Below are 14,459 nucleotides of genomic sequence, written 5' to 3'. Positions count from 1 at the left end.
AAGTGCGGCAAGGGCTAACGATACAAGGGAGTTATACTATTGGTGGGAGGCAGCCATCACCGCCTCTAGCGCCGCTTTATATCCCTGCACGCCTAGGCCAGCAATCACGCCATCGGCCCGTAGCGAGACATAGGAGTGGTGGCGAAACGACTCGCGCTTATGCACGTTAGAGAGATGGACTTCGATGACCTTGCCATCAAAGGCGTTCAACGCATCGAGAATCGCCACCGAGGTATGGGTATAGGCCGCCGGGTTGATAATGATGGCCTGCGTGCCATCCACCCTCGCTGCGTGGATGGCATCGATGAGTGCGCCTTCATGGTTACTTTGCAGGCAGGTGATCTCCCAGCCTGCCATCACCGCTTTTTCACGCAGCAGGTTATTCACATCGTCCAGCGTGTCATAGCCATAAATCTCTGGCTGACGCGTGCCTAATAAGTTGAGATTAGGCCCATGTAACACCAATACTTTGCCCTGCTGCATAGCGCTCTCCCGCAGTAATGTGATTAACCATATTTGACGTTAGTCGCCACGTTCTAACACCTTCCCCCAAGTGCTGCCAGCGCCTTATCCAGTGATACCTGCTGGCAGCTTGCATACAGCGCGATCTCATCAATCACGGAGGCCCCCAGGTCACGCTCGAACTGGGCTTGGTTAGCTTGGCTGGCGTATTCGTCGCGCTGCTCGCCGCCCAGGTTAGACTGGAAGATGCCCGCCGCGCTAACCGGCAGGAAGTCCTCATAAATCATGGGCTGGCAGGTCAGTACGCCCTGCTCGATGAGCGCTTCAAGGGTATCCGCGTTGATCTGCGCGGGAAGCGATACGTTGGTATCTGGCACCGCTTGGTAGTGGAAGAACGCGAGCCCTTCACGACGCAGCGTGGCGTGGTCGTCTGGAAATGCCTGGAACACCTCGGCCAGCTGCGTCTGATGAGCGCTGTTATCTTTGGCGGAAGGCAATTGCTGCGACTCGGCCAACAGGCGGTCGTATAGCGCACGCCCTTTCTGGGTGAGAGCAACGCCGCGCTGCTCGATTTCACCGAAGCGGGCGGTGTGATGCCCCGCCATGCTGTCGGCAAAAGTGATGGTCTCTTCCAGCGCTTTGAAGCTGGTTTGGCGCAGTAGAATCGGGCAGCGGCGACGGGGCGGGCCTTCGATCACCGCCTTGGGGTCGATGCCAACGTTCGGCATCTGCTGCTGTACTGCATCAATATCCAAGGTGCGCGGGGTTAAATGGTTGATATGCGGGCCACGAAAGCTCACCACGTCGGCAATAAGCCGATGCTCCTGGTGTAAACGGTTATAGGTGGCGCGGTCCACGGTGGCATCGTGGTGCCAGCGGAACGTATTGAGCGCGGCCTGCACAAACGCTTCGGCGTCGTCAGCATTCAAGCCACCTTGCTTCTCACAGCGGGCGATTAGCGCCTGGGCCTCGGGCGTGACGATCTCACGGCGAGAGAGAATTTCCCGGGCCTGCTCACGCAGCAGTGGGTTCTCGATAAGCTCAAGACGTAGCAAGGAAGTAAATACGCGGAAGGGGTTACGTCTTAAGGCGTCATCATCCACCGGGCGAAACGCCGTGGAGTGAACCGGCACACCCGCGGCGGCCAGGTCGTAATACCCCACGGGGTACATGCCCATCACCGCAAACATACGCCGTAGCAGTGACAGCTCTTCAGGCAAACCAACGCGGATCGCTCCATGGCGCTCAACGCTAAGGCGCGCCAGCTCGTCTGACGCTTCGAGCGTATGGGCTAAGGCGGCATCCTCTGCCAGCACGTCATGATTCACGCTCTCTACCAGCGAAAGCAGCGTGCCATATTGCGGTACTTCCTGTTGATACATCGCCGACATCGCTTTGGAAAACTGATCGCGAATATCGTCGGCGCTTACATAAGCAGCATCCATGGGGCGTTCCTGTCGGTAAGCTTATTGATGTTATGACCCTCACCATAGTAGCGCTGAGATAGCAGGAAAAATTTCATAAATTTGGCCGTTATCTTCATTAACACGCCTTGAGCCCCCGCCACAGCCCATGGTGTTACGGTTACACTAAACCTTTTCTGTTTCGACAATTCTACGTTTCGACAAAGGCCACCGCTTAGATGACTGCTTCACGCTCGCCACTACCGCTCTATCTTGGCTTGCCCATGTGGGCCAACCAGGATTGGCAGGGCAGCCTCTACCCGCGCCAAGCCAAAACCGACCTGCTCAGCGATTACGCCGCAGTATTTTCCAGCGTTGAGGGCAATACGACGTTTTACAGCGGTGCGCCTAAGCCCGATACCATCGCTGCCTGGGTACGTCAGGCACCTGCGCATTTTCGCTTTTGTTTTAAACTGCCCAGCCGCGTTACCCACGAACAGCGCCTAAGCCAGCTTGAAGATGCCTGGGCATTTCTGAGTGCCTTAGCACCGCTTCATGACCGGCTTGGCCCGACCATGGTGCAACTGCCGCGTGATTTTGGCCCTGCAGAGCTGCCTAAGCTGGAAGCTCTGCTCGCACAATGGCCAACGCACCTGACCTGCGCAGTGGAAGTGCGCCACCCTGTTTTTTTCCACAAGGGTGAGGAAGAGAAAGCCCTCAACCGATTGTTGATAACTTATGGGGCCAACCGCGTCATGCTGGATGTGCGGCCGGTGTTCTCAGCCCCTGCCAACGGCCACGCAGGCTTGGCGCACGCCCAGCAAGAAAAACCGAAACTCCCGCTACACGTGCTCTCCACGGCAGAGCAACCGATTATTCGCTTCATCGGCCATATTGACAAAACGATCAATACTCGCTATTTCAGCCCGTGGATAGATCGTCTTGCCCTGTGGATAAGTCAGGGGAAAACCCCTTTCTTATTTGTGCATACAGCAGATAACCGAGAGTCTCCAGACATGGCTCGCCACCTGTATCACACCCTTCAACAGCGCATCGCGCTGCCGGATCTTGAACCCTTTGCAGACGAAAAGCAGAGCCAGCTATTTTAAGCTCTCTTTTTAGGCGAGCTGACTGGCAAGCCCCCCTATGATCGGATAAATTGCGCGTTCTTTCGGAAAAGCACGCTGGCAATCTCTCTATTTCCGAAAATCGGTGCAGTGCGCCGAAAACGACTCATTACAATCGAACTTCACATAGGTGATTTATGGCAAAACTTGCACATGCACAGTGGTCATCACGCATGGGCTTTGTGCTAGCGGCAGCGGGTTCCGCCGTTGGCCTGGGCAACATCTGGCGCTTCTCTTACATGGTGGGCGACAGTGGCGGTGCGGCCTTCGTACTGGTATATCTCGCGTGCGTCGCGCTGGTGGGCCTGCCCATCTTGGTAGCAGAGTGGATGATTGGCCGTCGCGGCCAGAAGAACCCCATCAACACTATGTCTGATTTGGCAGCAAGCCACGGCCAAACAAAGGCATGGGCGGCGATTGGGGTAAGCGGCGTTTTAGCGGCTTTCTTGATTTTGTCGTTCTACAGCGTCATCGGCGGCTGGTCGCTGAACTACACCCTTGGCTCGGTGATTGGCACGTTTAACGGCCAAGACGCTGACAGCATTAGCGCCCTCTTTGGTGGCATGCTGGGTAGCCCGATGACGCTGCTACTATGGCACACCGCCTTTATGGTGTTGGTCATTGGCATTGTGGCGCGCGGTGTCACCAAGGGCCTGGAGAGTGCGGCACGCACCATGATGCCTGCGCTCGTGGTACTGATGCTGATCCTGGTCGGTTACGGCATGACCAGCGGCCACTTCGGTGAAGCGCTGAGCTTCATGTTCAGCCCCGACTGGGCAGCGCTGGATGGTGGCGTAGTACTGGCAGCCATGGGCCAAGCGTTCTTCACGCTCTCGCTGGGCATGGGCATCATGATGGCCTACGGCTCGTACCTGGGCGAAGACGTCAACCTAATCAGCACCGCGCGTACCGTTATCATTCTGGATACCGCTATTGCTCTGCTGGCTGGCTTGGCGATCTTCCCAATCGTATTTGCCAACGGCTTGAGCGCAGGTGAAGGTCCTGGCCTGATCTTTGTGACGCTACCGCTAGCGTTCGGCAACATGACGGGCGGCACCATTCTCGGCCTGATGTTCTTCCTGCTGCTCACGTTTGCAGCGCTGACCTCTGCTATCTCACTGCTGGAGCCGGTGGTGGAAACCCTGGAAGAGCGCACGTCAATGTCGCGCTTGGTAGCGACGTTTACGAGCGGTATTGCGGTATGGGCGTTAGGCGTTGCTGCCCTGCTCTCGTTCAACGTGTGGTCGGAGGTGCTGTTCTTTGGCTTGAATATCTTCGACCTGCTCGACACCTTCACCAGCAAGATTCTCCTGCCGCTGACCGGCCTGGGAGCGATTGTTTTCTTTGCCTTCTGCCTCGATAAGGAAGAGTCGAGAAAAGAGCTGAATATGGATATTTACGACTACACCCTTTGGAACCTTCTAGCGAAATATGTTGCTCCCATTGGCGTAATCGTAGTCTTCGTAGCAGGCTTGTTTTAAGAGACAAGGTGTCCTTTCCCTGGCTATCTGAGATTAGCCAGGGAATTAAGCGTAAATGTTGTTTGTTAACGTTTACGCTAGGCAATGGGCAACGCAGCAGACACGTTAACTTAGTGCAATTCGCTCTCTTGCGGTTCGTCATCGTCCGGCAAGGGAGCGATATCCCGCGATAGTTTCTGAAACTCCCGATGCAGCTCAATCCCTCTGCGTGCCCTTAGGCTACGCTGGGCGGCGCTGCGCCGACGTTGGGCATGCTCATCGACCTCCATACTCATGAATATGTCGAGCAATTCGCTTTTTACCGAGGTCATTCGTTCGACGTTTCTCATGATCGACGCTCCTCCAGGTGAAGTTGCCTACGTCCACCTGCATCCGTGACGACTGATTTTTAAATGATGCAGTGCGGCACGTCACTTCTTACTATAACCTACTTGACAAAATGATGACGATTCTTGAAGAAAGGGGTTAACGCCCTTTAAACGGCAGCCATTATGGGTGATTCCCGCTGCCCTCTTCGCGTCACTCAGGCATACTGTGGCCACCTAGGCTGCATAAGCACGATCGAGAATTTAAGGAGCTGAACGTGAGCCGCGCCCTGTTCGATGAAATGAGACGCCGCATGGAGCATTTCCGTCGCTCCGAACAAAAGGTAGCGCGGTTCGTGCTGCGTAACCCCGATGAAGTCATCCACATGCGGATCGTGGACCTTGCCACCGAGGCGAAGGTGAGCGAGCCCACCGTGGTGCGCTTCTGCCGTGCCCTTGGCTGCAACGGTTTCCAGGACTTCAAGCTTCAGCTCGCCCAGATGCTGGCCAGCGGCAGCCAGTTTGCTCAGTTCTCGATGAACGATAGCGACTCGGTGGCCGAGTTCTCTCACAGCATTTTTGACTCCACCGTCGGCACGCTGCTGTCGGTGCGCGACCGGCTCGATAACGATGCGCTGGGACGGGCCGTGAATGCGCTGGCCATGGCTAACCGGGTGGAGTTTTACGGCTTTGGTGCCTCTGGTGCGGTGGCCTTCGATGCCCAGCACAAGTTCTTCCGCCTGCAGATCTCGACCTCCGCCTACGCCGACCCGCACATGCAGAACATGTCGGCGGTGACGCTGCAAGAGGGCGATGTGGTGGTGGCGATTTCACAAACCGGGCGTACCAAGGCGCTGGTGGCCAGCGTGCGCTTGGCCCGCGAGGCGGGGGCGACGGTGATTGGCCTGTGCCCCAGCGAGTCGCCGCTGGCCCATGAAGTGAGCCTGCCGCTGTTTATCGATGTACATGAAGATACCGAGATTTACACGCCGCTCAGCTCGCGCATCGCGCACTTGGTGCTGATCGACGTGCTGGCCGTTGGTGTCGCGAAAACCCGCGGCCCCAAACTCGCCGAGCAGCTCAAAGCGGTGAAAAAGAGCCTGACCACGCTGCGTTACCCAGACGATCAATAAGCGCGGGCTAACGCGACGTACGCTGTATACCCAGCCAGTGGGCGGGCTGTGCTAAACTGACCTCCCATTTTTCGAACCGGCAGCGGCTTATATGGACGACGTCACGGCGATACTTGATCAGCTCAACCCCGCCCAGCGGGAGGCCGTTAGCGCCCCCCAGGGCAACCTACTGGTACTGGCGGGGGCTGGCTCCGGTAAAACCCGCGTGCTGGTTCACCGCATTGCCTGGCTGATGCAGGCCGAGGGGCTGTCTCCTTACGCGCTGCTGGCGGTGACGTTTACCAACAAAGCGGCGCGGGAAATGCGCACGCGCCTTGAAGCGCTGCTGGGCATTTCCATGCGCCATGTGTGGGTCGGCACCTTCCACTCCATTGCTCACCGGCTGCTGCGCACCCACTGGCAAGACGCTCGCCTGCCGCAACACTTCCAAATCATTGATTCCGACGACCAGCTCCGGCTAATCAAACGGCTGCTCAAAGATTACTCAATTGACGATGAGCGCTTCCCGCCCCGCCAAGTGCAGGGGTTTGTGTCTGGCTGCAAAGAGGAAGGGCTGCGTCCCCATCAGGTTAACGTCAACGGTGATGGCTATTTGGCACAAATGGTCGAGCTATACGAGCGCTACCAGCTCACCTGTGAACGCGGCGGGCTGGTGGATTTTGGCGAGTTACTGCTGCGCAGCCTGGAGCTTTTGCGCGATAACCCCCCGCTGCTGAACCACTACCGCGAGCGCTTTGGGCATGTGCTGGTAGACGAGTTCCAAGACACCAACACCCTCCAGTACGCGTGGCTGAAACTGCTCACCGGCCAGCAAACGCCGATGACGGCGGTCGGCGATGACGACCAGTCGATTTACGGCTGGCGCGGCGCCAAAGTGGAGAATATTCGCCGCTTTGAAGAGGAGTTTACCGATACCCATACGGTACGCCTGGAACAGAACTACCGCTCTACCAGCGCGATCTTGGAAGCCGCTAACACGCTGATTAGCCATAACAGCGAGCGGCTAGGTAAAAACCTCTGGACCGATGGCATCGAGGGCGACCCGATCTCGGTATACGCCGGGTTTAACGACCTGGAAGAAGCCCGCTACATCGTCGACACCATTAAAGAGAAGGTCGACGAGGGCTTTAACCGCCGTGATGTGGCCATCCTTTACCGCTCTAACGCCCAGTCGCGGCTGCTGGAAGAGACGCTGATTCGCCAGGGGATGCCCTACCGCATCTACGGCGGCCATCGCTTTTATGAGCGGCTGGAGATCAAAAACGCCCTGGCCTACCTTCGCCTGCTGCTCAACCGGGACGACGACGCCTCCCTTGAACGCGTCATCAACGTGCCCACCCGAGGCATTGGCACCCGTACGGTGGAAATTGTTCGCCACCGCGCACGGGAGCAGGGCGTCTCGCTTTGGCAGGCGCTCCACGACGCGATTCAGGACGGTACCTTAAGAGGCCGGGCGGGCAACGCCGTGCAAGCCTTCGCCAACCTGATCGAGCAGCTCGATAACGACGCCGCCGGGTTACCGCTGCATGAGATCATCGACCATGTCACCGCGCAAACCGGGTTAATCGAGCACCACAAAAGCGAGCGTGGCGAGAAAGGCCAGGCGCGGGTCGAAAACTTGGAAGAGCTGGTCACCGCCGCCCGCGCCTTCACCCATGGCGACGCCTTTGAAACCCCGGAAGCGGGCGAAGGCATGGCGGCACTGGAAGCATTTTTATCAGAAGCCGCCCTCAACGCAGGCGACCACGAAGCCGAAGAGTTCGAAGACAGCGTGCAGCTGATGACGCTGCACTCGGCGAAAGGGCTAGAGTTCCCCGTGGTGTTCATCGCCGGTGTGGAGGAGGGGCTGTTCCCGCATAAGATGTCGGTGGAGGAGCCTGGGCGCCTTGAAGAGGAGCGCAGGCTTTGCTACGTGGGCGTTACCCGCGCCATGCAGAAGCTCTACCTGACCCACGCGGAAACCCGCCGCCTGCATGGCAAAGAGGTGTTTCCACGCCCGTCGCGCTTTCTGCGCGAACTGCCGCCCCACCTGCTGGAAGAAGTGCGCCTAAGGGGCCATATCTCCCGCCCGGTGACCGCATCGCGGCAAAGCTTTGCCCAAACCAGTATCGAGAGCGACGGCGAGCTGCCTGCGCTGCATGTCGGCCAGCGGGTCGAGCACCCGGTATTTGGTGAAGGAATTATTCTCAACGCCGAGGGCGAAGGTGCCCGCGCTCGCGTGCAGGTAAGCTTCGACGGTAACGGCGTGAAGTGGCTCGTGCTCGGGTTTGCCAAGCTTACGCCGCTTTAAAACCTATCGCCGTTTTAAAGCCTAAAAAGGGCAAGGGAAGACAGACACTTGCCCTATAAAAGCTGCTTAGCGCATACTGGCGGGCGGACACTGCGCTCACTGCGCTTATAAAAAAACAGCCTATAATTTCGGAGTCATGCCCGCCATGCAACGCCGCCAATTTTTGAAAACCGCCGGCCTGGGTGCCGCCGGTGTCGCTGCTGCACCCTTTGTTTCTACCGCCAGCGCTAACGAAACCTACACCTGGGATATGGTCACCTCCTGGCCGAAGAATTTCCCCGCCCTTGGTACCGGTGCTAATGACTTTGCCCGCCGAGTGGAACAGCTCTCTAACGGCCGCATGCGCATTCGTGTTCACGGCGCAGGCGAGCTGGTACCGGCACTGGAAGTCTTTGATGCAGTCGCCGCTGGCACTGCTGAGATGGGCCACTCCGCGTCTTACTACTGGCGCGGTAAAGTCGCGGCTTCTCAGTTCTTCACCGCCGTGCCGTTTGGTATGAACACCACTGAAATGAACGCCTGGCTGTACCACGGCGGTGGTCAAGAGCTGTGGGACGAGATCTACGCTAACCACAACCTGAAGCCATTTGCCGTGGGTAACACCGGCACACAGATGGCGGGCTGGTTCAAAAAAGAGATCAACTCCCTCGACGATATGCAGGGCTTGAAGCTGCGCTTGCCGGGTCTCGCTGGTGAAGCCATGAACGGCATCGGTGTGAGCACCGTGAACATGGCCGGCTCAGAAATCTTCACCTCGCTGCAAACCGGTGCGCTAGACGCCGCTGACTGGGTTGGCCCGTATAACGACCTGGCCTTTGGCCTGCACCAAGTGGCGGATTACTACTACACCTCCGTGTGGAACGAGCCCTCTGCCGTCCTTGAAGGCACCATCAACCTGGATGCTTGGAACGCGCTGCCGGAAGACCTGCAGGACGTGATCCGCGAAGCGGCACGCGCCTCTAACCTAGCGATGATCAGCGAGTTTGCCTACCGCAACGCCCAGGCCCTGGAAACGCTGGTGGAAGAGCACGGCGTGCAGCTGCGCACCTTCCCCGAAGACGTGATGGCCGCGCTGTACGAGTCGTCTAAAGAAGCCATTCAGCGCCAGGTAGAGAGCGACGAAGAGTCTCGCCGCGTTTACGAATCCTACTCCGCGTTCCAGAAAGTACTGCGTCCGTTTAGCGATGCCGGCGAATACGCTTACCTGAAGAGCCGCGACAACGTAGGCGCATAATGACTCTCCTCGTCTCGGCTAACAAAAAAGGGTGCTTCGGCACCCTTTTTGCTGATGTAACGGTTATACAAACGTCGCCGTCAGCTGTGCACGGCGCGGATACGGCCATTGTCATCTAGCGCCACCATCACAAAGCGTGCTTCGGTGACTTTTTGGCGCTCTTCAATATGGCGGCCGTGGGGCGGGCGCACCCAGACTTCCACATCAATCTTGATTGAGCTGTGGCCTATCTCCTGCACTTGGGTATAGACACTGACCATGGAGCCCACCCGCACAGGGCTCAAAAAATCCATGGCTTCAATGGCGACCGTCGCGGTACGGCCACCGGCTTCACGCCCTGCGGCCAATTCCGCCGCTTGGTCCATTTGATTAACCAGCCAGCCGCCAGGAATATCCCCGTAGAAATTGGTATCTTGCCGAGAAGCCAGTAACTTTAAAGTGAGCTGCCCTTGTGGGGCGGGTATGTCGTCCAAGTCGGTGTCCAGCGGTGTCATAAGGTGGTCGCTTTGTAAGGTTATTGTTGTGATGATACGGGGTGGTATGAAGGATCATAACGTTGCTGCATCGCAACAGATGACCAACAGTTAATCATAAGAGGGGTGACGTTTGAAGGGCAATCGTTTGATGCGCTATCGCGGGCGGTGTCACCGGCTATATTGCCTCTTGGTGGCGGTGGGGCTGCTACTCTGTGGCTCTTTCGCCTGGGGGCAACCAAGCCCGGTGAGCGGCACCTTAGGTGCTGTTGGCTCTGACACCATGGCGGGGCTCATGCTGCGCTGGGGGGAAGCGCTCGATCATCGCTATCCTGATATTACCCTGCAGTTTCAAGCGGGCGGTTCCGCCAGTGCCCCCACCGCGTTGGTGGCAGGCACCACGCGTTTTGGCCCCATGTCGCGCCCCATGACCGACACCGAACGCCAGCAGTTTATCGAGCGTTATGGCTACCCGCCCCGTGAGTTAAAGGTTGCCCGAGATGCGCTGCTGCTGGTAGTTCATCGCCATAATCCGCTGGCGTCACTCACCCGTGAGCAGGCCGATGCCATCTTCTCAACCTCCCTCGATTGTGGCGGCCTTCAGCCGATTCGCCGCTGGGAGGCGTTGCTGCCCAGCGACCAGTGGCCCTACGGCAAGATTGCGCTGCATGGCCGTAACCTGGCCTCCGGTACCCACGGGCTGTTTCAAGACCGCGCTCTGTGCAATGGCCAATTTCGCCGCGATATCAGCGAACACCCTGGCTCTTCGGCGGTGATTGCCGCCGTGGGTGAGTCTCCCAATGCCATGGGCTATGCGGGCTATAACCACTTGAACCCCATGGTTCGGGCGCTACCTTTGCTCAACGAAGAAGGCACCGCTATCCGCCCAAGCGTGGCAACGATTCAAGACGATAGCTATCCGCTGTCGAGAGATCTCTACCTGTACGTTAATCTACCGCCCGGCGACACGCTGCCGCCTGCCGAGCAGGCGTTCATTGAACTGATTTTCTCAGAAGAGGGTCAGCAAATCGTTCAAGCGGCGGGCTTCGTGCCGCTGCCCCAGGCTCAGCGCCAGCCGCCGTTACTGGCTCCCTAGATTGTCACTTAACTGTCATAAACATACCGTAGGGTGGTTGCTTCGGCCATGTACGTACTTTTTTGCTACGGCACTCGTTCCTTTATGATGTCGACATGACTCCCCCACGGCTACCTCTTTCGCGTCAGCCGCTGCGCCTTATTCACGACCGTATTGCCACCGGGCTCATCACCGCCGGTGGTATAGGTGTTTTGCTGGCTATTTTGGCCATTGGCGTATTTCTTATTTGGGAAACGCTGCCATTACTGGCATTGGGCAACACTTTTTCGCTTGCCACCTTATCGCCACTGGCCTGGGGCACGCTCAAAGCCGCGCTTGCTGCGATGCTGTTTGCCACGCCCATTGCGTTAGGCGCCGCCATATACTCGGCGCTCTTTATGTCTACCCGGCTGCGCACTCGGATAAAGCCTATTCTTGAGCTGATGGAAGCCATTCCCGGTGTCGTCGTGGGCTTTATTGCCGGGCTGCTGCTAGCACCTTGGGTAGAGCGCCACTTGGCCAGTACCCTGCTCATCATTGTATGGCTACCCCTTAGCGCCGCGCTGGCAGGCAGCCTCTGGTATGTTGCCAGCGCGCGGCTGCGCCAGTGGCTGCCGCTCTCTTGGGCCGGTGTCTGGCTGGTGCCGTGGCTGGCCTTGATGGCAGCGCTTGCGCTGTGGCTGGCCCCGCTCATGGAGCAGGCATGGTTCGGCGGCGACTTACGCCGAATGCTCGATCAGCAGTACGGCCTAGACTACGCCACCCGCAACGCGCTGATTGTGGGGATCGCCATGGGGTTTGCGGTAATCCCCAGCATTTATTCGCTGGCCGAAGACGCCCTTGCGGATGTGCCCGCCAACTTGATGGAGGGCGCTCAGGCGCTGGGCGCCAGCCGTTGGCAAGCGCTGTGGAAAGTAGCACTACCCACGGCAGGCCCTGGGGTCTTTTCAGCGGTCATGATTGGTGCCGGGCGTGCCGTGGGCGAAACCATGATTGTGTTGATGGCTAGTGGCAATACTGCGCTCTTTAGCGCTAGTCCGTTTGAGGGGCTGCGCTCCCTATCGGCCTCAATTGCCATTGAACTGCCAGAAGCCTCCCCTGACGGCCTGACGTACCGTCTACTGATTTTTGCCGCCCTGGCACTATTTCTGTTCACTTTTTTAGTCAACACGTTAGCGGAAGTGGTGCGCCAACGCCTTCGGCGGCGCTATCAGCGTTTGGGGGGTAACCGCTGATGCGCTGGGCAAATCGACCCCGTCGTATCAGCGGGATGGGCAGTCTGCTATGGCCTTGGCTATGCGCCGGTAGCGTCGCAGCCTCCCTGCTGATGCTTGCCACGCTGCTCGTGCTGCTTGCCACGCGAGGGCTCGGGCACTTCTGGCCTGCCACGTTAGAAGAGATCACCCTTCACTCTGGCGAGACGGTGATCGGGCAGCCGGTGCGTGAAGCTCCTCTGCCTAATACACAAGGTATGGAGCGTCTCTACTTTACCGGCAACCGGGATGTAGACGGCGCAAGCTGGCGCTGGGTGGCGGTGGATGACATCGCACAAAAGGCGGCACCCAACGATATCGTTCGGCTCGAACGCACTCCGTGGGGGGACTTTATCGGCCGTTTAGTGGCCGTCGAGAGCGCCGATGAGCGGCTGGAAGGCCAGGCCGCTTGGGCATTTTTAAACAGCGCGCTTGCTCTGCCCGTCAGTCAGCGCCCAGATGCACAGCTCCAGCTAACCACCGCCAATGGCCAAACCGTGACGCAGCCACTGGCCAGTATCACGCTGTTTCAAACCCCTAACGCCATGTCATGGGGGCAGAAAGTAGCGGCGTGGAGCCAACGCATTTGGCAGTTCTTGAGTGAAGGGCCCCGCGCTGCCAATACCGGCGGTGGCGTCTGGCCAGCTATCTTTGGCACGGTATTGATGGTGATTCTGATGTCGGTCATCGTGACGCCCTTTGGCGTGCTGGCCGCCATTTATCTCAATGAAATCGCTCATCAAAATCGCCTGACCCATTTAGTGCGTATCGGCGTGCGCAACCTCGCGGGGGTGCCCTCGATTGTGTATGGCGTCTTTGGGTTGGGGGTGTTTGTTTACGGCATCGGCGGCTCTATCGACAGCTGGTTTTTTGATGACGCGCTGCCTTCGCCCACGTTTGGAACGGGCGGCCTACTGTGGGCGTCGCTCACCCTGGCACTATTGACGCTCCCCGTGGTGATTGTCGCCACTGAAGAGGGTTTGGCACGCATTCCTGCCGCACAGCGGGAAGGCGCGGTGGCATTGGGAGCAACCCGCCTAGAAACGCTCACCCGCGTGGTGCTGCCCATGGCGACCCCTGCCATGCTGACCGGGGTGATTTTGGCAGTGGCACGCGCGGCGGGCGAAGTCGCCCCGCTGATGCTAGTGGGCGTTGCAAAGCTAGCCCCACAAATGCCCGTGGATGGAGAGTTTCCTTATATCCATCTTGAGCGCAAGTTTATGCACCTCGGCTATCATTTATTTGATACCGCTTTTCACGGTGAAGATGTACAAGCCGCCATCCCGCTGGTGTTTGCCACCGCCCTACTATTAGTACTGATTGTGCTGGCGCTTAATCTAACTGCCATATTTCTGCGTCATTATTTAAGGCGTCAACGAGGAAACGAATGCTAGCGTTATCGTCCGCCAACCCGACTCAAGCACCGGTAACCCGCTTTCCAGACGAGGCCTGTTGTTTGAGTATCAACCAGTTTCACCTCGCTTATGCGGGGAAAACGGCGTTGCGCGACCTTACGTTAGAGGTACCGCGTCACCGGGTCACCGCGTTTATCGGCCCCTCTGGCTGTGGAAAATCGACGCTGCTGCGAGCTATCAACCGGCTGCACGACCTGAATGAGTCGGTCACGCATCAGGGCACGATTCAGCTAGAAGGTCAGGATATCCATCAAGCACAGATGAACGTAACCGAACTGCGCCGCCGCGTGGGCATGGTGTTTCAAACGCCCAACCCGTTTCCGATGTCTATCTATGAGAACGTCGCTTTTGGGCTGCGCCTGCAAGGGCGTCTGCCCAAACGCAAGCGAGACGATATTATCGAATGGGCGCTCACCTCGGCCGCTTTGTGGGATGAGGTAAAAGACCGCCTGCACCGTTCGGCGTGGCAGTTATCCGGTGGCCAGCAGCAGCGTTTAGTGATTGCCCGCACGCTGGCCGTGCAGCCCGATGTGTTGCTGCTGGATGAACCCGCCTCGGCGCTCGACCCTATTTCTACGCTTAAAATTGAAGAGTTGATTCGTAACCTGAAATCCCAGCTTACGCTGGTGCTGGTTACCCACAATATGCAGCAAGCCGCACGGGTATCCGACTACACGGCTTTTTTGCAGCAAGGTGAACTCGTTGAATACGGGCCAACGGATCAAGTGTTCACCAACCCGCGTTTACAACGCACCGAAAACTACATCACCGGCCGCATAACCTAGGCCCAACCGACGTTACGTCAGGA

At 58.0% G+C, this 14,459-nt stretch carries 13 protein-coding genes; 9 read left to right on the top strand and 4 right to left on the bottom strand.

Going from position 1 to position 14,459, the window contains the following annotated elements; translation table 11 throughout:
* Positions 1 to 36 precede the first annotated feature (36 nt).
* Both aroQ and hglS read right to left on the bottom strand, forming a co-directional pair.
* Positions 37 to 483 (bottom strand): type II 3-dehydroquinate dehydratase, encoded by a 447-nt coding sequence (aroQ, locus tag R0J87_RS00245; protein ID WP_230834418.1) that lies wholly within the window; start codon positions 481 to 483, stop codon positions 37 to 39.
* 53 nt (positions 484 to 536) lie between these two features.
* Positions 537 to 1,907, bottom strand: coding sequence for a 2-oxoadipate dioxygenase/decarboxylase HglS (gene hglS, locus R0J87_RS00240; RefSeq protein WP_498883574.1), 1,371 nt, complete (start codon positions 1,905 to 1,907; stop codon positions 537 to 539).
* A gap of 197 nt (positions 1,908 to 2,104) precedes the next feature.
* Here hglS and R0J87_RS00235 point away from each other — a divergent pair, with 197 nt between their 5' ends.
* A complete protein-coding gene (locus R0J87_RS00235) occupies positions 2,105 to 2,974 on the top strand; it encodes a DUF72 domain-containing protein (RefSeq protein ID WP_498883573.1) in 870 nt (289 codons plus the stop codon).
* Positions 2,975 to 3,129: 155 nt separating this feature from the next.
* Complete coding sequence (locus R0J87_RS00230; protein ID WP_498883572.1) at positions 3,130 to 4,473, top strand: sodium-dependent transporter; 1,344 nt, start codon at positions 3,130 to 3,132, stop codon at positions 4,471 to 4,473.
* Positions 4,474 to 4,583: 110 nt separating this feature from the next.
* Here R0J87_RS00230 and R0J87_RS00225 read toward each other — a convergent pair whose 3' ends face one another.
* Positions 4,584 to 4,802, bottom strand: a complete 219-nt coding sequence (locus R0J87_RS00225; RefSeq protein ID WP_062374507.1) for a PA3496 family putative envelope integrity protein — start codon at positions 4,800 to 4,802, stop codon at positions 4,584 to 4,586.
* A 254-nt stretch (positions 4,803 to 5,056) separates the two neighbouring features.
* Here R0J87_RS00225 and hexR point away from each other — a divergent pair, with 254 nt between their 5' ends.
* From hexR to R0J87_RS00210, 3 genes are all read left to right on the top strand, one after another.
* Positions 5,057 to 5,911, top strand: coding sequence for a transcriptional regulator HexR (gene hexR / locus R0J87_RS00220; protein ID WP_311064476.1), 855 nt, complete (start codon positions 5,057 to 5,059; stop codon positions 5,909 to 5,911).
* Positions 5,912 to 6,002: 91 nt separating this feature from the next.
* Positions 6,003 to 8,201, top strand: coding sequence for a DNA helicase II (gene uvrD / locus R0J87_RS00215; RefSeq protein WP_498883569.1), 2,199 nt, complete (start codon positions 6,003 to 6,005; stop codon positions 8,199 to 8,201).
* A 145-nt stretch (positions 8,202 to 8,346) separates the two neighbouring features.
* On the top strand, positions 8,347 to 9,435 hold the full coding sequence (locus R0J87_RS00210) for a TRAP transporter substrate-binding protein (RefSeq protein ID WP_498883567.1): 1,089 nt from the start codon (positions 8,347 to 8,349) through the stop codon (positions 9,433 to 9,435).
* An 80-nt stretch (positions 9,436 to 9,515) separates the two neighbouring features.
* Here the strand turns inward: R0J87_RS00210 and R0J87_RS00205 are convergent, their stop codons facing one another.
* Complete coding sequence (locus R0J87_RS00205; protein WP_188639600.1) at positions 9,516 to 9,929, bottom strand: acyl-CoA thioesterase; 414 nt, start codon at positions 9,927 to 9,929, stop codon at positions 9,516 to 9,518.
* Between the two features lie 130 nt (positions 9,930 to 10,059).
* Between R0J87_RS00205 and R0J87_RS00200 the strand changes: the two genes are divergently transcribed.
* From R0J87_RS00200 to pstB, 4 genes are all read left to right on the top strand, one after another.
* Positions 10,060 to 11,004: a PstS family phosphate ABC transporter substrate-binding protein gene (locus R0J87_RS00200; protein WP_404466497.1), complete on the top strand. Its 945-nt coding sequence runs from the start codon at positions 10,060 to 10,062 to the stop codon at positions 11,002 to 11,004.
* Between the two features lie 95 nt (positions 11,005 to 11,099).
* Complete coding sequence (locus tag R0J87_RS00195) at positions 11,100 to 12,218, top strand: ABC transporter permease subunit (RefSeq protein ID WP_498883564.1); 1,119 nt, start codon at positions 11,100 to 11,102, stop codon at positions 12,216 to 12,218.
* Positions 12,218 to 13,630, top strand: coding sequence for a phosphate ABC transporter permease PstA (gene pstA, locus R0J87_RS00190; protein WP_498883562.1), 1,413 nt, complete (start codon positions 12,218 to 12,220; stop codon positions 13,628 to 13,630). Before R0J87_RS00195 ends, pstA begins: the two co-directional genes overlap by 1 nt.
* A complete protein-coding gene (pstB, locus tag R0J87_RS00185; RefSeq protein WP_404344299.1) occupies positions 13,624 to 14,436 on the top strand; it encodes a phosphate ABC transporter ATP-binding protein PstB in 813 nt (270 codons plus the stop codon). Before pstA ends, pstB begins: the two co-directional genes overlap by 7 nt.
* Positions 14,437 to 14,459: the final 23 nt, after the last annotated feature.

Origin of the sequence: Halomonas sp. SIMBA_159, assembly GCF_046536035.1 — a bacterium.
Taxonomy (GTDB): domain Bacteria; phylum Pseudomonadota; class Gammaproteobacteria; order Pseudomonadales; family Halomonadaceae; genus Vreelandella; species Vreelandella venusta_A.
Note: the sequence above shows the minus strand (reverse complement) of the source record. Positions and strands in the feature narration are given on the sequence as shown.